The 17091-nt window shown below is 70.6% G+C and carries 18 protein-coding genes; 16 read left to right on the top strand and 2 right to left on the bottom strand.

Translation table 11 applies throughout. The features are described from left to right. Nucleotides 1–46 precede the first annotated feature (46 nt). Genes ACWEPG_RS10295 through ACWEPG_RS10285 form a run of 3 tightly spaced genes read left to right on the top strand, consistent with a single transcriptional unit; the run spans nt 47 to nt 3293 of the window. Nucleotides 47–997, top strand: coding sequence for a Ppx/GppA phosphatase family protein (locus tag ACWEPG_RS10295; RefSeq protein WP_450115471.1), 951 nt, complete (start codon nt 47–49; stop codon nt 995–997). Further along, nucleotides 994–2406, top strand: a complete 1413-nt coding sequence (locus ACWEPG_RS10290; RefSeq protein WP_452594339.1) for a hypothetical protein — start codon at nt 994–996, stop codon at nt 2404–2406. Before ACWEPG_RS10295 ends, ACWEPG_RS10290 begins: the two co-directional genes overlap by 4 nt. Nucleotides 2407–2411: 5 nt before the next feature. Continuing rightward, nucleotides 2412–3293 (top strand): sugar phosphate isomerase/epimerase family protein, encoded by an 882-nt coding sequence (locus ACWEPG_RS10285; RefSeq protein WP_450115469.1) that lies wholly within the window; start codon nt 2412–2414, stop codon nt 3291–3293. A gap of 7 nt (nt 3294–3300) precedes the next feature. Here the strand turns inward: ACWEPG_RS10285 and ACWEPG_RS10280 are convergent, their stop codons facing one another. After that, a complete protein-coding gene (locus tag ACWEPG_RS10280; RefSeq protein WP_450115468.1) occupies nt 3301–3717 on the bottom strand; it encodes a hypothetical protein in 417 nt (138 codons plus the stop codon). A gap of 139 nt (nt 3718–3856) precedes the next feature. Here ACWEPG_RS10280 and ACWEPG_RS10275 point away from each other — a divergent pair, with 139 nt between their 5' ends. The 7 genes from ACWEPG_RS10275 (at nt 3857) to ACWEPG_RS10245 (ending at nt 9271) form a co-directional block, all read left to right on the top strand. Beyond that, on the top strand, nt 3857–4528 hold the full coding sequence (locus tag ACWEPG_RS10275; protein ID WP_452594338.1) for a MerR family transcriptional regulator: 672 nt from the start codon (nt 3857–3859) through the stop codon (nt 4526–4528). Further along, nucleotides 4525–5373 carry a thioesterase family protein gene (locus ACWEPG_RS10270; RefSeq protein ID WP_450115466.1) on the top strand — a complete coding sequence of 283 codons (849 nt, stop codon included), beginning with the start codon at nt 4525–4527 and terminating at the stop codon, nt 5371–5373. The genes ACWEPG_RS10275 and ACWEPG_RS10270 overlap by 4 nt, the downstream gene beginning before the upstream one ends. Nucleotides 5374–5428: 55 nt before the next feature. Continuing rightward, a complete protein-coding gene (gene proC, locus ACWEPG_RS10265; RefSeq protein WP_450115465.1) occupies nt 5429–6244 on the top strand; it encodes a pyrroline-5-carboxylate reductase in 816 nt (271 codons plus the stop codon). A 121-nt stretch (nt 6245–6365) separates the two neighbouring features. Further along, entirely contained in the window at nt 6366–6599 is a 234-nt protein-coding gene (locus tag ACWEPG_RS10260) for a helix-turn-helix domain-containing protein (RefSeq protein WP_450115464.1), read from the top strand. 189 nt (nt 6600–6788) lie between these two features. Continuing rightward, nucleotides 6789–6890, top strand: a complete 102-nt coding sequence (locus ACWEPG_RS10255) for a 30S ribosomal protein bS22 (RefSeq protein ID WP_003402602.1) — start codon at nt 6789–6791, stop codon at nt 6888–6890. 279 nt (nt 6891–7169) lie between these two features. After that, nucleotides 7170–8243: an NAD-dependent epimerase/dehydratase family protein gene (locus ACWEPG_RS10250; RefSeq protein ID WP_450115463.1), complete on the top strand. Its 1074-nt coding sequence runs from the start codon at nt 7170–7172 to the stop codon at nt 8241–8243. After that, a complete protein-coding gene (locus ACWEPG_RS10245) occupies nt 8240–9271 on the top strand; it encodes a lysophospholipid acyltransferase family protein (protein WP_450115462.1) in 1032 nt (343 codons plus the stop codon). Before ACWEPG_RS10250 ends, ACWEPG_RS10245 begins: the two co-directional genes overlap by 4 nt. 54 nt (nt 9272–9325) lie before the next feature. Here ACWEPG_RS10245 and ACWEPG_RS10240 read toward each other — a convergent pair whose 3' ends face one another. Beyond that, nucleotides 9326–10273, bottom strand: coding sequence for an HAD family hydrolase (locus tag ACWEPG_RS10240; protein ID WP_450115480.1), 948 nt, complete (start codon nt 10271–10273; stop codon nt 9326–9328). Between the two features lie 182 nt (nt 10274–10455). Between ACWEPG_RS10240 and ACWEPG_RS10235 the strand changes: the two genes are divergently transcribed. The 6 genes from ACWEPG_RS10235 (at nt 10456) to hemB (ending at nt 16877) form a co-directional block, all read left to right on the top strand. After that, nucleotides 10456–10716, top strand: a complete 261-nt coding sequence (locus ACWEPG_RS10235) for a glutaredoxin family protein (protein ID WP_450115461.1) — start codon at nt 10456–10458, stop codon at nt 10714–10716. Nucleotides 10717–10874: 158 nt separating this feature from the next. Further along, nucleotides 10875–11720, top strand: coding sequence for a redox-sensing transcriptional repressor Rex (locus ACWEPG_RS10230; protein ID WP_452594337.1), 846 nt, complete (start codon nt 10875–10877; stop codon nt 11718–11720). Next, nucleotides 11717–13135 (top strand): glutamyl-tRNA reductase, encoded by a 1419-nt coding sequence (locus tag ACWEPG_RS10225; RefSeq protein ID WP_450115459.1) that lies wholly within the window; start codon nt 11717–11719, stop codon nt 13133–13135. Before ACWEPG_RS10230 ends, ACWEPG_RS10225 begins: the two co-directional genes overlap by 4 nt. Continuing rightward, the gene (hemC, locus tag ACWEPG_RS10220) at nt 13132–14142 is read left to right on the top strand and encodes a hydroxymethylbilane synthase (protein ID WP_450115458.1); all 1011 of its coding nucleotides are present in this window, start codon (nt 13132–13134) and stop codon (nt 14140–14142) included. The genes ACWEPG_RS10225 and hemC overlap by 4 nt, the downstream gene beginning before the upstream one ends. Before the next feature lie 117 nt (nt 14143–14259). Next, on the top strand, nt 14260–15831 hold the full coding sequence (locus ACWEPG_RS10215; RefSeq protein WP_450115457.1) for a uroporphyrinogen-III synthase: 1572 nt from the start codon (nt 14260–14262) through the stop codon (nt 15829–15831). A gap of 71 nt (nt 15832–15902) precedes the next feature. Continuing rightward, on the top strand, nt 15903–16877 hold the full coding sequence (gene hemB / locus ACWEPG_RS10210) for a porphobilinogen synthase (RefSeq protein ID WP_450115456.1): 975 nt from the start codon (nt 15903–15905) through the stop codon (nt 16875–16877). Nucleotides 16878–17091: the final 214 nt, after the last annotated feature.

Here is a 17091-nt window from a genome sequence, read left to right as displayed (position 1 = left end):
CGCCTGCTGTCACAGTGCCAGACGGTAGACCCAGTACCGTGGTCACGTGCGGTTAGGGGTACTCGACGTCGGAAGCAACACCGTCCACCTTCTGGTGGTCGATGCGCACAGGGGTGCGCATCCGACCCCGATGAGTTCGACGAAGGCGACGCTGCGGCTCGCCGAGAACACCGACGACGCAGGCGACATCACCGTCGTCGGCGCGGATCGGCTGGTCGCGGCGGTCGCTGATTTCGCGTCCATCGCGGCGACATCCGGATGCGGCGAGCTGATGGCGTTCGCGACGTCCGCGGTCCGGGACGCCAACAATTCGGAAGCGGTGCTCGCGCGTGTCCGCGCCGAGACCGGCGTGAACCTGGAGGTGCTCTCCGGTGTCGACGAGGCGCGGTTGACCTTCCTGGCGGTGCGCCGCTGGTTCGGCTGGAGCGCCGGTCACATCCTGAACTTCGACATCGGTGGCGGCTCGCTGGAGTTGACCGCAGGTGGCGACGAGGACCCGGACGTCGCGTTCTCGCTGCAACTCGGCGCGGGACGACTGACCCGGGACTGGCTGCAGTCCGACCCGCCCGGCAAACGGCGGATCGCGGTGCTGAGGGACTGGCTCGACGCCGAACTCGTGGAACCGGCCAAGGAACTGCGAGCGTCGGGCGTCCCCGACCGGGTGGTCGGAACCTCGAAGACGTTCCGGTCTCTCGCGCGACTCACCGGGGCCGCGCCTTCCGCTGCAGGACCGCGGGTTCGGAGGACACTGACCGCGAGCGGTTTGCGTCAGCTGATTGCGTTCATCTCCCGGATGACGGCGTCGGACCGCGCTGAGTTGGAGGGTGTGAGCTCGGACCGGTCGCAGCAGATCGTGGCCGGTGCACTGATTGCGGAGGCGAGCATGCGGGCACTGTCGGTGGACGAGTTGGAGATCTGCCCCTGGGCGCTGCGCGAGGGTCTGATCCTGCGCAAACTGGACACGGACATGGGTGGCGAACTGGTGGTGGCGCGATGAGCGAGCAGAGCGAGAACACCGGCCAGATCTCCGTGGCCGAGCTGCTCGCCCGCAACGGCCAGCAGGTCGAGTCGCGCGGCGGCCGCCGGCGCCGCGGAGCCGCGGGTGGGATCAGCGTCGCGGAACTGACCGGCGAGCTGCCGGTCCTGTCCGACGGCACGCTCCCGCCGCGCAACCGTCGCGCCGCGCCCGACACGGACGACGAGGCAACCGGTACGCCGGCGGTGGGCGCCGCTGTCACTCCGGCGCAGCCGGACGTCCCGGTGAAGGCCCCGGAGACGAAGGCCCCGGAGACGAAGGCCCCCGAGGTGAAGGTGCCCGAGGTGAAGGTGCCGGAGGTGAAGGCACCGGAGATCAAGGTGCCCGAGATTAAGGTGCCCGAGATCAAGGCGCCGGAGGCGAAGGCGCCGGTGTTGCCGACAGCTGCCGGCGTGGAACCGACGATCGACCGCACCCAGTCGATCCCCGCGCTGCGGCGGGCCGTGCTCGCCAAGGCGGACGCCGATCGAAAGGCCGCCGCCGACCGGGCAGCAAAGGACAGCGCGCCGTCGACCCCGGTCACGCCGGCGAAAGCCGCCGCGACCACACCCTCGCCGACGAAGACCGCCGCGGTGACCCCCACAACGGCCGGGAAGGCAGCCGTGGTCGACACGGCATCCGAGGCCGAGAAGACCACGGTTGTGCCCGACGCCGGTCGCGCGTCCCGACCCGAGCCCCCCGCGACCGCGCCGGCCGCGAAGGTCCAGCCCCCGACCGCGCCCGCCGCGACGGTACAGCCCTCGACGGCACCGGCCGCGAAGGTGGAGCCCTCGGCCGAACCGAAGTTCAAGCCGTTCAACGGGACGCCCGCGGTCCGCGAGCCCGCGTTGCTGTCCGGCTCCAGCCTCGAAGCGGATTTGCTGCGTCAGGCGCGCAGCGCGCGCACCGAGTCCATCGACGAGGCACGAGCGCTGGTCCACACGACCGGTGAGTTCCCGCGCGTCGTCGACACCCCGGACCCGGCCGAGGCCACCGAGGTGACGTCCGCCGCGACGGGCGCCGCCGCGAAGGCCACCGACACGAAGGCCACCGACACGAAGGCCACCGACGGGGCGGTTCGTGCGGACCGCGCGGACGCAACGTCGGCCGACAAGGCTCCTGCCGGCGGTGCGGTCCGCCAGTGGGCGATGCTTGCCGGTCAGGCCGTCGTTGCGATCGTCGCGGGCGCCCTGCTGTTCAAGGGCTTCGAGAAGCTCTGGGACTCGCTGCCGTGGGTCGCCCTGGTGCTGGCGGTGCTGGTGATCGCGGGGCTGGTCGCGGTCGTCCGCATCCTGCGGCAGACCGAGGACCTGCTGAGCCTGCTCATCGCGGTGATCGTCGGCGTGTTCGTCACGATCGGCCCGCTCGTGTTCGTGCTCAGTTCGAGCTGACGGCCGTGGCGGGAAGCGGCGGGCCGGGTCACCGGCCCGCGGGTCGGGCCCACCGGATCCTCGTCGGATTGTCGACGGCGTCGGTCTACCCACAGAACACCGAGTCGGCGTTCGAGTTCGCAGCCGAACTCGGCTACGACGGTGTGGAGCTGATGGTGTGGGCGGAGTCGGTCAGCCAGGACATGGCCGCGGTCAAGCGTCTGGTGCGCAAGTACGCGGTCCCGGTGCTGGCCGTGCACGCCCCGTGCCTGCTGATCTCGCAACGAGTCTGGGGTGCCGATCCCGTCGCCAAGCTCGAGCGGTCCGTCCGCGCCGCGGAGACCCTCGGCGCCCGGACCGTGGTGGTGCATCCGCCGTTCCGCTGGCAGCGCCGGTACGCGGACGGGTTCGCGGACCAGGTGGGTGACCTCGAGCAGCGCAGCGGTGCGACCGTCGCAGTGGAGAACATGTTCCCGATGCGGGCGGACCGCTTCTGGGGTGCGAAATCGAAGTCGGCCGAGCGGCTCGAGAGGCGGGGCGGGCCGGGACCGGGAGTGTCGGTGTTCGCGCCCTCCTTCGACCCGACCGACGTCGGGCACGAGCACTACACGCTCGACCTGTCGCACACCGCGACCGCCGGGATGGACGCGTTCGCGCTCGCCGGCCGCATGGGCGGTGGGCTCACCCACCTGCACCTGGCCGACGGGCGGGGCGCCTCCGCAGACGAGCACCTGATCCCGGGGCACGGCAACCAGCCGTGCGCGGAGCTGTGCCGGTCGCTCGCGGCGTCCGAGTTCGACGGTCACGCGGTGCTCGAAGTCAACACCCAGAACGCGCGCACCCGGGCCGAACGCAAGTCGATGCTGGCGCAGTCGCTGGCGTTCGCCCGCGAACACCTCGCCCGGTAGGGGCAGGTCAGAGGGCGGCGACGGCCGCGGCGATCGTCGCGACTCCGGACACGATCAGTCCGGCGACGAGGACCGCGAAGCCGGCCCACACCGAGCGCATCCAGCCGTTCGGGCGTTCCGGGTCGGTGCCGAGGACGGACAGGAAGAATCCGGCGGGGACGAAGATCGCGGCGCTGAGCACCAGGACGGCGCCAAACGTCGACCACCCGCTGCCGACTCCGGCGGCCTGGGTGAGCAATGCGACCACGAGACCGAGGGTGACCAGGACGCCGGCGTGCGCGTGCCCGGCTCGGAACATCGTCTTCTGCAGGTCGTTCGCGCCGTGGGCTCCGGTCACCACCCGGAGCATGAAGGTGCCGCCGAAGGCGATACCCACGACGGTGAGCAGGGTGACACCGGTGACGAGGGCGAGAACGGGGTCCATCACTGGCTCCTCGGGTCGGAGAAGTGCTTTCGGACGGGATTGGATAGTATCGATATCCAGTATTGGATAGTATTGGTATCCAATCGGTTCGCGTCAAGGGTTGACCCGAACGACGACAGAACCATTCGAGGAGGTACCCGTGCGCATGTCCGAACTCGTCGCCCGCTCCGGGGTGCCACTCGCGACGATCAAGTACTACCTGCGCGAACACGTCCTCGTGCCCGGCACGGCGACCAGCGCCACCCAGGCCGACTACGGCGACGAACACCTGCACCGACTCGCCCTGATCAAGGCCCTCGCCGGCGCCGGCCTCCCGATCCACAAGATCCGCCGCATCGTCGACCTGATCGAGGAACCCGGCGACGACGTGCGCGACACCATCGGCCACGCCATCGCGATTCTCCCGCCCTACCCCGACGGACCGCCACGGACCGACCACCCCCGTGCCCGCCGGACACTCGAACGGCTCGGGCAGGTCTACGACCCCGGCTACCCGGCCGTCGACCAACTCGAACGGGCCCTCGAGGCCGTGGAGAACGTCGGCATCCCGATGACCGACGAACGCCTCGACGCCTACGGCAAGCACATCCGGGGCATCGCCGAACTCGACCTCGCGCTGATGCCGACGGACTCCCCGCAGCGCGCCGTCGAGTACGCCGTCCTCGGAACGGCCGTCTACGAACCCGTGATCGCCGCGATGCGCAGGCTCGCCCACCAGGACATCTCGGCCCGCCGCGGTGAGAATCTCGCGGCCCGCCGCGGTGATGTCGCGGGCCCCACCACCGAACACGCACGTAAGGACAACAGATGACCGAGGTCAAGACCCTCACCTCCACCCGGCCGTTCACCGAGTTGACCGCCCTCACCGATCTCGGCGAGGGCGCGTACGGGGCGCACATCGACCCGATCTGGACGATCGGGCCCAAGGTGCACGGCGGTTGCATGATGGCGGTCTGCGCTGCGGCCGCCCGTGGCGCCGCGGACGGCGCGACCGCGATGCAGCCGGTCGCGGTCAGCGCGAACTACCTCGCCGCACCGGACCCCGGCGACGTCCGGCTGGTGACCACCGTCCGCAAGCGTGGCCGTCAGGTCTGCCTGGTGGACGTGGACCTGCTGCAGGGGGACCGGGTCGCGGTCTCGGCGGCCGTGACCCTCGGCGTGCCCGACACCGCCGAGCCCCGGCATCGGGAGCCGCTCGCCCTCGACGCGTTGCCCGCCGAGCCGACCGCGGACTCGGCGGTCATCACCGACGGCCACCCGATGGCCGAGATCGTGCACGTGGCCAAGGGATGCGACCTGCGGGTCGACCCGACCGCCGCGCGGTTCCTGACCGGCGAGCTGGGTGACCCGGTGAACCGGATGTGGGCGCGCCCGCTGGCCGAGGACGAGGCCGATGCGGACACCGCCGCACTGTTCGCGATCATGCTCGGTGACATCAGTGCCCCGGTGACGATGAACCGCGGCATGTTCGGCTGGGCCCCGACCGTCCAGCTGACCACCTACCTGCGCCGCCGCCCGGCCCCGGGCTGGCTGCGCGTGATGGCCAGCGCGCAGGTGATCGGGGACACCTGGTTCGAGGAGGACCACCTGGTGCTCGACTCCAGCGGGCAGGTGGTCGTGCAGAGCCGCCAGCTCGCGATGATCCCCAAGCTCTGACGGCCGGGCAGGGCTGACGGGTTTCGCCCGAGCCGTGCATGGCAGGCTTTCGGTCATGACGAGAATCGCAGTGATGGGTGGCGGCAGGATCGGCGAGGCCCTGATCGCGGGCCTGGTGAAGGCGGGCCACGCACCCAAGGACCTGGTCGTCGCCGAGCAGTACCCGCCCCGCGCGCAGGAACTGGCCGGGCAGTACGGCATCCGGACCACCACCGTGGCGGACGCCGCCGACGGTGCCCACGTCGTGGTGATCGCGGTCAAGCCCGCCGACGTCGACGCCGTGATGACCGAGCTCGGCTCCATCGACCTCGACGGCGACGTCGAGCAGCTGGTCGTCACGCTGGCCGCGGGGATCCCGACCGCCCGCTACGAGAGCAAGCTGCCTGCCGGGTTCCCCGTCGTGCGGGTCATGCCGAACACGCCGATGCTCGTCGGCGAGGGCGTCAGCGCCATCGCCGCGGGTCGCTACGCCACCTCGGAACACCTCGAGCAGGTTCGCGAGCTCCTCGGTGCGGTCGGCAAGGTCGTCACCGTCTCCGAGTCGCAGCTCGACGCCGTCACCGCGGTGTCCGGTTCCGGTCCCGCGTACCTCTTCCTCGTGGCCGAGGCGATGATCGAGGGGGGAGTCGGACTCGGGCTCACCCGGGCCGTCGCCACCGAACTCGTCGTCCAGACGATGGTCGGATCGGCGGCCATGCTCGACGGGTCGGGCAGTACCGCGAACGAGCTGCGCGCCGACGTCACGTCGCCCGGTGGGACGACTGCGGCCGGCGTCCGAGAGCTGGAGCGGGGTGGCCTGCGGACCGCATTCAACGACGCGCTGGCCGCTGCGAAGCGACGTTCCGCGGAACTCGGTGCTGGTCCGGAATGAAATCCGATACCTCACACCCGTCGCAGTAACCCCACCTGTCCCGTTAAGCTCGGGGCAGCACGTGCGTGTCTGTTCCGCCGGAGGGGAAGCCGGCGGCGCGACACGTGCCGGAGGTATGCAAATGGTGTCCACAGACAAGTCGAAGGGATCGGGTGCGGAGAATCAACCCGTCCTGGGCGGCACACAATTCCTCACCGTTGCCGAGGTGGCGGCGTTGATGCGCGTGTCGAAAATGACGGTGTACCGACTGGTGCACAGCGGGGAACTACCCGCCGTACGGGTCGGAAGGTCGTTCCGGGTGCACGCGAAGGCCGTGCACGACTACCTGGAAACGTCCTACTTCGACGCCGGCTGACAGTCCGGTTTCGATCCGCCCGCGGCGCCCCGGTACGATGACTACTCGTCGTGCCAGCCAGCCGGGTGTCGTCAGGCGCTGGGCTTACGGCTACGAGGCCACAGCGCCAGGTTGGTTTGCGCCAACCGAACGCACGTACGTCACCGGCGTGCGCAGGAACGCTAGAGAAGAACGTGAGGAACTCCCGCCATGGGTTCAGTGATCAAGAAGCGACGCAAGCGCATGTCGAAGAAGAAGCACCGCAAGCTGCTTCGTAGGACTCGCGTGCAGCGTCGGAAACTCGGCAAGTAGACCGCTCGAGTTTCGAGCGGGGCTCGCCACTGTTGTGGGTCGAACTCGATGCCCGCCACCGTTTCTTCGGTGGCGGGCATCGCGTGCATTCGGGGTTGCCCCGGGACGAATCGGGCATTTCGTGAGTCGGTCGTCCGACCATTTCGAACTAGTTTTGGAGTCTGTCAAAACACCTGGCAGACGGGCGGTTTCGAGCTCGTTAAGTTTTTGAACGGCGCCGCCCGAACCCGCTACGCTCGACGGTGACCGATCGGTGACGGCTTCGAAACACGGGCAGGGGTGGTCGTGGCAGGTGATCGCGGGGTGCAGCCCCCATCGGTGGTGCTGGTCACCGGAGCCAGCCGGTTCCTCGGCGGATACCTCGTGGCGAGGCTGGCGCAGGACCCCGCCGTCGACCGCGTCATCGCCGTCGACTCGAAATCTCCGACGAAGGACATGTTGCGCCGGATGGGCCGGGCCGAGTTCGTCCGCGCCGACATCCGCAACCCGCTGATCGGCAAGGTGCTGCGCGGTGCGCGAGTGGACACGGTCGTGCTCGCCTCCACGATGGTCAAGCCGCCCAAGTCGGGTAGTCGTACCGCGATGAAGGACATGAACATCCTCGGCGCCATGCAGCTGTTCGCCGCCTGCCAGAAGTCGCCGGACGTCCGCAAGGTGGTGGTCCGGTCGTCGGCCGCCGTCTACGGCAGCAGCGCGAAGGACCCGGCGAAGTTCAGCGAGGAGATGAGCGCCCGGAAGCCCCCGAGCGGGGGATACGCGCGCGACAGCATCGAGGTCGAGGGCTACGCCCGCGGGCTGGGACGCAGGCGGCCGGAGATCGCGGTCTCACTGCTGCGGATGGCGCCACTGATCGGGCCGAACCTGCACGGGTCGGTGGCCCGGTACCTGCAGTCGCCGGTGGTGCCGACGGTCCTGGGCCGGGACCCCCGGATGCAGCTGCTACACGAGGAGGACGCGCTCGCCGCCCTCGAACGGGCCACCCTCGCCGGACCGGCGGGCACCTTCAACATCGCCGGTGACGGGGTGGTGATGCTCACCCAGGCGATCCGCAGGGCCGGCGGCGTCGAGGTCCCGATGCCGTTCCCGCTGCTCGGTTCCATCGGCCGGATGCTCCCTGGCGCCGGGCTCCGCGGCTTCACCAGGGAACAGCTCGACTACTTCCACTTCGGGTGCGGACTCGACACCACCCGGATGCGCACCGAACTCGGCTTCGAACCGCGGTGGACGACACTGCAGGCACTCGACGACATGATCGGTGGCGCGGCGAACCGGCCACTGGTGAGCAAGGAGTGGCTGAGGTCGGTGGAGACAGGAATCCAGCACATGGTCGGCGTCGGTGAAGGAGCACGATGAACGAGGTCGCCAAGGTCATTCCACTACGTGGTGACGCCGCCCGCGCCGCCCGCGCCGCCCGTGGCTCCACCCGGACGTCGCGGCTCGAACCGTCCGACCCGACCGAGCTGTTCCCGTCGCACGCCGCGGAACCGACCCCTTCCGCGTCCGGGTCGCTGACCGGGTCGTTGCGGGATGCTGCCCGCGATCTGGTGGCGGATCAGGTCGTGGCGACGGCCGAGTTCATCCGGCGCAGGCTGACGGGCGACTACCAGGTCGACGACTTCGGGTACGACCCGCACTTCGCGGAGAACATCTGGCTGCCGCTGCTGCGTCCGCTGTTCGACTCGTGGTTCCGGGTCGAGGTGCGGGGCATCGAGAACGTGCCCGACGAGGGCGGCGTGCTGGTGGTCGCGAACCACGCCGGTGTCGTGCCGATCGACGGACTGATGACCTCGGTCGCCATGTTCGACCACCACCCGGCGCATCGTCCGCTGCGGATGCTCGCCGCGGACCTGGCTTTCGAGATGCCGGTCATCGGCACCGTCGCCCGCAAGGCGGGGCACACCCTCGCCTGCAACCCCGATGCCGAGCGGCTGCTGCGCGGCGGCGAGGTCGCCGCGGTGTTCCCGGAGGGGTTCAAGGGCATCGGCAAGCCGTTCAGCGAGCGGTACAAGCTGCAGCGGTTCGGTCGCGGCGGCTTCGTGTCGGCCGCACTGCGCGCCGGCGTCCCGATCGTGCCGTGCTCGATCGTCGGCTCGGAGGAGATCTACCCGAAGATCGGCGAACTCAAGTCGCTCGCGCGCCTGCTCGGCATGCCGTACTTCCCGGTGACGCCGTTCTTCCCGCACCTGGGACCGCTCGGGATGATCCCGCTGCCGTCGAAGTGGTACATCGAGTTCGGGGAACCGATCCGCACCGACACCTACGACCACGCGGACGCCGAGGATCCGATGGTGATGTTCGAACTCACCGACCACGTCCGCGAGACGATCCAGCAGACCCTCTACCGGCTGCTCGCGCAGCGCCGGAACGTCTTCCTGGGTTAGCGCAGCGGTTCCGTCCGCGGGCTAGCGCAGCGGAGCCGCCCGTGTTCGGGCACCTCAGTGCCTGCGGCGGCTGACGACCGCGGCGAGCGCGCCGCCGGCCGCACCGAGGACGAGGGCGGTCGGGACACCGATCTTCGCGGCCTTGCGCCCCGTGCGGTAGTCGCGGATCTCCCAGCCCCGGTTGCGTGCGACCTCCTTCAGGTCGGCGTCCGGGTTGATCGCGACGGCCGTGCCGACCAGTGACAGCATCGGGACGTCGTTGTGGCTGTCCGAGTAGGCGGTGCACCGCTTGAGGTTCAGGCCCTCGCGCACGGCGAGGGTGCGCACCGCGTGCGCCTTGCCCGCGCCGTGCAGGATGTCGCCGACGAGCCGGCCGGTGAACTTGCCGTCCTCGGACTCGACGACGGTGCCGAGCGCACCGGTCAGGCCGAGGCGCTTGGCGATCACCTGTGCGAGTTCGACGGGCGTGGCAGTGACGAGCCAGACCTGCTGGCCGGCGTCGAGGTGCATCTGTGCGAGCGCGCGGGTGCCCGGCCAGATCTTGTCGGCGATGAGCTGGTCGTAGATCTCCTCGCCGAGCCGGGTGAACTCCGCGGTCTCGCGGCCGGCGATGAACGCGAGTGCCTTCTCCTTGCCGGACGCGACGTCGTCGCTGTTCTCCTTGCCCGTGACCCGGAACTTGAGCTGCTGCCAGGCGAATCCGGCCATGTCGCCGAGGGAGATGTACTTGCGGGCCGCGAGACCGCGAGCGAAGTGGATGATCGATGCGCCCTGGACCATCGTGTTGTCGACGTCGAAGAACGCGGCGGCGGTCAGGTCGCGGGGGATCGCCGACTCGTCGGTGGGGCCGGTCACACCGAGGTCGACGGCGGTGTCGGCCTCGTGCAGGGCGAGGGCGGCGTCGGCGCTGGCCTCGCCGGCGAGGTTCGCGCGCAGCTGCGCGTCGGTCGGTCCCAGCGGGTTACGCCCACGGCGCCGCACGCGCGACCAGCCGGCACCCATTCCCGCACCGGTCGGCCCTGTCAGCCCAGGCACTCGCACCTCCTGTGGTTGGCAATCCTGGGTAACCCTATCCCCCGATTCGAGGGTGCACCGGGCGGACGGGCCGGGCAACGGCGGCGCTGTGATGTCCGTCTCCGCCGGTGCCGCCGAAGCGGCGCGGCGCGGGTGGCAGGGTGGAAGCCATGACGGCCACGACGCACACCATCACCCTCCTGACCCGGGCCGGCTGCGGCTCCTGCGTCGCGGCCCACGAGCGGCTGGTGCCGTTGTGTGAGGAATTCGGCATTCCGCTCGAAACCGTCGACGTCGACGAGGCAGCGGCCCGTGATCCGGAACTGCGGGCCGAGTACGGCGACCGTCTTCCCGTGGTGCTGCTCGATGGTCGTGAGCACAGCTACTGGGAGGTCGACGAGGTTCGGCTGCGCTCGGATTTGACAATCTGAGGGCGAACGGCTCGCCCCGACTTTCGGTCGCTGTGCAGGTCGCGGCGGGTTGAGCAACTTTGTGCATGGCTTCACAAGCAGTTACCGTGGGTGGGAACATCCCCCCGGATCAAACTGAGTTCCGGTCGTGTGCATGGCCGGACGAGGAGCCAAACGAAGTGAGCGAACAGCACCAGTCGCATGGGTTCTCCGCCCGTGGCGTCGCCGGGGCTGATGCGACCACTCGTGCCGAGGCGGCCTCGTCGGGCGCTCGGGCTCAGGGCACCGTGAAGGACCTGCCACAGGCCACGGTCACCCGGCTCGCCACGTACCTGCGGGTGCTCGGTGTGATGGCCGACGACGGCATTCTCATCGTGTCGAGCGAGGAACTCGCGACCGCGTCCGGGGTCGGCTCGGCGATGCTCCGCAAGGACCTGTCCTTCCTCGGCCCGAACGGCGTCCGCGGTGTCGGCTACGACGTCACCCGGCTGCGGGCCCGGATCGAGGCGGCGCTCGGGCTGGACCAGGGGCACCGCGTGGTGCTGGTCGGGGTGGGGAACCTCGGGCAGGCACTCGCCCGCTACGGCGGATTCGGTCGCCGCGGTTTCACGATGGTCGGCCTGTTCGACCGCAGCCCGGACCGGATCGGCGTCGACATCGACGGTTTGACCGTGCGCGACGTCGCGGAGCTCGAGGTGGCGTGCCGCGAACTCGACGCGACGATCGGCGTCGTCGCCACCCCGGACGAGGTTGCGCAGCAGGTCTGTGACGGCCTCGTCGCCGCCGGTGTCCGGTGCATCATGAGTTTCGCGTCCGCCCCGCTGGAGGTTCCGGCGCACGTCGAGCTCCGCCGGGTGGACATCGCGGTGGAGATGCAGGTGCTGTCCTTCAACAGTGCCCGCAGGAGCGAGGCCGACGCCGCGAAGGCGGCGGTGGGTCTCGCGGGCCGGGCGCCGCGGGCCGCCGCACGTTCGACTTCGAAAGACCTGGGTTCGACAAAGAATGGATCGGTGATCGCACCGTGAGTGTTCTCCTGGTCGGGATTTCGCATCGAAGCGCTCCCGTCTCCGTCCTCGAGCGGGTGGCCGTCGCGGACGCCGATCGGCCGAAGCTGATCGACAAGTTGCTGGCCTCCCCGCACGTGTCGGAGTCGATGATCGTCTCGACGTGCAACCGGGTGGAGATCTACGCCGTCGTCGACGCCTTCCACGGCGCGCTCGCCGACGTCGGCGAGATGCTCGCTGCGCATTCCGGCCTGGACCTGAACGACCTCACCAAGCACGCCTACGTCCGCTACAGCGAGGCCGCGGCAGAGCACCTGTTCGCGGTGGCGAGCGGTCTCGACTCGATGGTCATCGGCGAGCAGCAGATCCTCGGCCAGATCCGCACCGCGTACGCGGTGTCCGACACACAGAAGGCCGCCGGGCGGGTGCTGCACGAGCTCGCGCAGCAGGCGCTGCGGGTCGGCAAGCGGGTGCACTCGGAGACCGGCATCGACCGCGCAGGCGCCTCGGTGGTGTCGGTGGCGCTCGACCGGGCGGCGACGGTCCTGGCCGGTCGCGACTCGGACGAGTACGGGCTGACCGGGAAGACGGCGATGGTCGTCGGTGCCGGGTCGATGGGTGGTCTGTCGGTCGCGCACCTGACCCGGAACGGCATCGGCCGGGTGATCGTCGCCAACCGCACCCGCGAGCGGGCCGAACATCTCGCGGACACCGTGCGTGCTGCCGGTGTCGATGCCTCGGTCGTGGACCTGTCCGATCTGGCGTCCGCGCTCACCCAGGCGGACGTGCTGGTGGCGTGTACCGGCGCGGTCGGCGCGGTGGTCACCCTCGCCGACGCGCACATCGCGCTCGCGTCGAGGAACGCCGCCGAGCGTCCGCTGGTGATCTGCGATCTGGGTCTGCCGCGGGACGTGGAGCCTGCCGTCGCCGGGTTGCCCGGGGTCACGCTCCTCGACATCGCGACCATGAAGGCCGACCCGGGTGCAGGCGCCGCGGCCGCCGATGCGGACGCGGCGCGCGAGATCGTCGCCGGCGAGCTCGCCACCTACCTGGCCGGTCAGCGGCTCGCGGAGGTCACTCCCACGGTGACGGCACTGCGTCAGCGCGCCGCCGAGGTGGTGGAGAGCGAACTGATGCGGCTCGAGTCGCGGCTGCCCGGTCTCGACGACCCGCAGCGCGACGAGGTCGCCCGCACCGTGCGCCGCGTGGTCGACAAGCTGCTGCACGCCCCGACCGTGCGGATCAAGCAGCTCGCGACGACGCCCGGCGGTGACGCCTACGCGGCCGCCCTGCGTGAACTGTTCGAGTTGGCGCCCGGACGCGCCGAGGCGGTCGCCGCCCCGATGGAGATCCGGGCGGTCGAGCTCGCCGACAACTTCACCGCCGGACGCGGTGACGAGGATGCGGTGAACTGGTGGAAGGGCATGCAGGAATGAACGTGACCACCCCCCTCCCCGGAGACCGGACGCCCGGCACCGACGCACCCCGCAAGACCCTGCGCATCGGCACCCGCGGCAGCCTGCTCGCCACCACCCAGGCCGGAACCGTCCGCGACGCCCTGATCGCGGCCGGGCACCCCGCCGAGCTGGTGATCATCACGACCAAGGGCGACGTGACCGCAGGCCCGGTGCAGCGCATCGGGGTCGGGGTCTTCGTCGCGGAACTGCGTGAGGCCCTGCTCGCGGGCGAGGTCGACGTCGCCGTGCACTCGTACAAGGACCTGCCGACCGTGCAGCCCGCCGATCTGGTGATCGCCGCCGTGCCGCCCCGCGAGGACCCGCGCGACGCGCTGGTCGCCCGCGACGGTCTCGTCCTCGGCGAGTTGCCGCCGGGGTCGAAGGTCGGGACGTCCGCGCCGCGGCGCCGGGCGCAGTTGCGTGCACTGGGCCTCGGTCTGGACATTCAGCCGCTGCGCGGCAACATCGACACCCGCCTCGGCAAGGTCGAGTCCGGCGAGCTGGACGCGATCGTCATCGCCAGGGCCGGGCTGTCCCGGATCGGGCGGTTGGACGCGATCACCGAGTCGATCGAGCCGGTGCAGATGCTGCCCGCGCCGTCGCAGGGCGCGCTCGCCGTCGAGTGCCGGGCCGACAACCCCGACCTCGCTGCGGTGCTCGCCGAACTGGACGATGCCGCGACCCGCGCGGCCGTGGTGGCCGAGCGGGCCCTGCTTGCGGAGCTCGAGGCGGGCTGTACCGCGCCGGTCGGCGCGATCGCCGAGGTCGTCGAGTCGCTGGACGACGACGGCCGGGTGATCGAGGAACTGTCGGTGCGCGGATGCGCGGCCGCGGTGGACGGATCGGACTCGCTCCGCGCCTCCGCCGTCGGATCGCCGGACCGCGCCGAGGAGTTGGGGCGCGCGGTCGCCCGTGAACTCCTCGACCTCGGTGCGCGCGAGCTGATGGTCGCCGCCGAAGCCGAGGACGGTGCCGCCGATGACTGATCCGACCTCCCGGCGGGCGAAACGGTGCGCGCGACCACCGCGCACCGATCCGCTCGCCACACCCCCCAACGCTTCACCCCCGAACACCGGCATCTTGAACGCACTGGAGAACAACCGATGAGCCGAGTCCGAAAGAACACCCCCGGACGGATCCTGTTCGTGGGATCGGGCCCTGGAGATCCCGCCCTGCTCACGGTCCGCGCCCGCGACGTCCTCGCCAACGCGACGCTCGCCTTCACCGACCCCGACGTCGACAAGGGCGTGACCGCGCTGGTCGGCACCGCGCTGCGGGTCAAGGGCGTGGAGGAGGATCCGGAGAACCCGATCTCCGAGGTCCGTCCGGCACTCGGCGAGCCCGCCGAGGTCGCCAAGACCCTGGTCCACGAGGCGAAGGCCGGGCACGACGTGGTGCGCCTGGTGTCCGGCGACCCGCTGACCACCGATTCGGTGATCGCGGAGGTCAACGCCGTCGCCCGCACCCAGGTCGTGTTCGAGATCCTGCCGGGTCTGCCGTCCGGGTCCGCGGTGCCGAGCTACGCCGGCATGGCGCTCGGGTCCGGGCACACCGAGGCCGACGTGCGCGGCGAGGTGGACTGGGCCGCGCTGGCCGCGGCGCCCGGACCGCTGGTCCTGCACGCGAGCGCCGCCCACCTGGCCGAGACGGCGAGCGCACTGGTCGAGCACGGCCTGGCGCCGCAGACCCCGGCCGCGATCACCGTCCGCGGCACCACCCGCCAGCAGCGCACCGTCGAGGCCACCCTCGCGACGCTGAACGAGGCGGGTTCGGAGCTGGTCGGGTCGCTGATCGTCACCGTCGGCAAGGTCGTCACTCACCGCAACAAGATGTCGTGGTGGGAGTCGCGGGCGCTGTACGGCTGGACCGTGCTGGTGCCGCGCACGAAGGACCAGGCCGGGGAGATGAGCGATCGGCTGGTCACGCACGGCGCGATCCCGATCGAGGTCCCGACGATAGCGGTCGAGCCGCCGCGCAGCCCCGCGCAGATGGAGCGCGCCGTCAAGGGTCTGGTCGACGGCCGCTACCAGTGGGTGGTGTTCACCTCCACCAACGCGGTCCGCGCGGTGTGGGAGAAGTTCGAGGAGTTCGGGCTGGACGCCCGCGCGTTCTCGGGCGTGAAGATCGCGTGTGTCGGGCAGGCCACCGCCGACAAGGTGCGCAGCTTCGGCATCAACCCGGAGCTGGTGCCGTCGGGTGAGCAGTCCTCGGAGGGCCTGCTGGCCGAGTTCGCCCCGTACGACGACGTTTTCGACCCGGTCAACCGGGTGCTGCTGCCGCGCGCGGACATCGCCACGGAGACCCTCGCGGAGGGGCTGCGTCAGCGCGGCTGGGAGATCGACGACGTGACCGCCTACCGGACCGTGCGGGCGGCGCCGCCGCCGGCCGAGACCCGCGAGATGATCAAGACGGGCGGTTTCGACGCGGTGTGCTTCACCTCCTCGTCGACGGTCCGGAATCTGGTCGGTATCGCCGGAAAGCCGCACGCGCGCACCATCGTTGCGTGCATCGGCCCGAAGACGGCGGAGACCGCCATCGAGTTCGGTCTGCGGGTGGACGTGCAGCCGGAGACGGCGCAGGTCGGTCCGCTGGTCGAGGCACTCGCCGAGCACGCCGCGCGACTGCGTGCCGAGGGCGCGCTGCCTCCTCCGCGCAAGAAGTCGCGTAGGCGCTGACGCACCTGTGAGTCCTTGTGCCCCCTGGCGGGCCGCAAGGACTCACAGGCCCGACGAAGGAGGGCCCCTCTTTGTTCCCGGCCGAACGACCACGCCGTCTGCGCAGCACCAAGGCGCTGCGCCGGCTTGTCGCCGAAACCTCGCTGGAGCCACGGCATCTGGTACTGCCGATGTTCGTGGCGGACGGCGTCGACGCGCCGCGTGAGATCACCTCGATGCCGGGCGTGTACCAACACACGCTCGACTCGCTGCGTGTCGCCGCCACCGAGGCGGTGAACGCCGGGGTGGGCGGGCTGATGCTGTTCGGCGTTCCGCGGCCGGAGGACAAGGACGCGAGTGGCTCGGGAGCCACCGACCCGGACGGCATCCTCAACCGGGGACTGCGGGCGCTTCGCGACGAACTCGGCGACTCGACCGTGCTGATGGCGGACACCTGCCTCGACGAGTTCACCTCGCACGGACACTGCGGTGTGGTGGCCGCCGACGGCACCGTCGACAACGACGCGACCCTCACCCGGTACGTGGACATGGCTGTGGCGCAAGCGGAATCGGGCGCGCATCTGCTCGGTCCGAGCGGGATGATGGACGGTCAGGTCGCGGCGATCCGGGAGGGTCTCGACGACGCCGGGCACATCGACACCGGGATTCTGGCGTACGCGACGAAGTACGCGTCCGCGTTCTACGGCCCCTTCCGGGAGGCCGTCGGATCCTCCCTCGAGGGTGATCGGCGCACCTACCAGCAGGACCCGGCGAACCGCCGCGAGTCGCTGCGCGAGGTGGACCTCGACCTCGAGGAGGGCGCCGACATCGTCATGGTCAAGCCCGCGATGAGTTACCTCGACGTGCTCCGCGAGGTCGCCGACATGTCCACGGTTCCCGTTGCCGCCTACCAGATCTCGGGCGAGTACTCGATGATCACCGCGGCCGCGCAGAACGGCTGGATCGACCGTGACGCCGCGATCCTGGAGTCGCTGCTGAGCATCCGCCGGGCCGGCGCCGACATCGTGCTCACGTACTGGGCCACCGAAGTGGCGGGCCGGCTGTGACTGCGCAGCCTCCGGGCTCGTGGCCATCGCAGGGACCCCCACCGCAGGGATCTGAGCCGCAGGGATCTGAGCCGCAGGGATCTGAGCCGCAGGGGGCACAGCCCGGGACGCCGTGGCAGCCCGACGGGTCCGGTCGGCCGCAGTACGGCCCGCCGCAGGGTCAGCCACAGTACGGGCCGCCGCAGGGTGCGCCACAGTACGGCCCGCCCCCGGT

The sequence above is a fragment of the Rhodococcus sp. NPDC004095 genome (genome assembly GCF_053604015.1).
The sequence above is the reverse complement of the archived record's forward strand: the minus strand, read 5'-3'. Positions and strand labels throughout refer to the sequence as shown.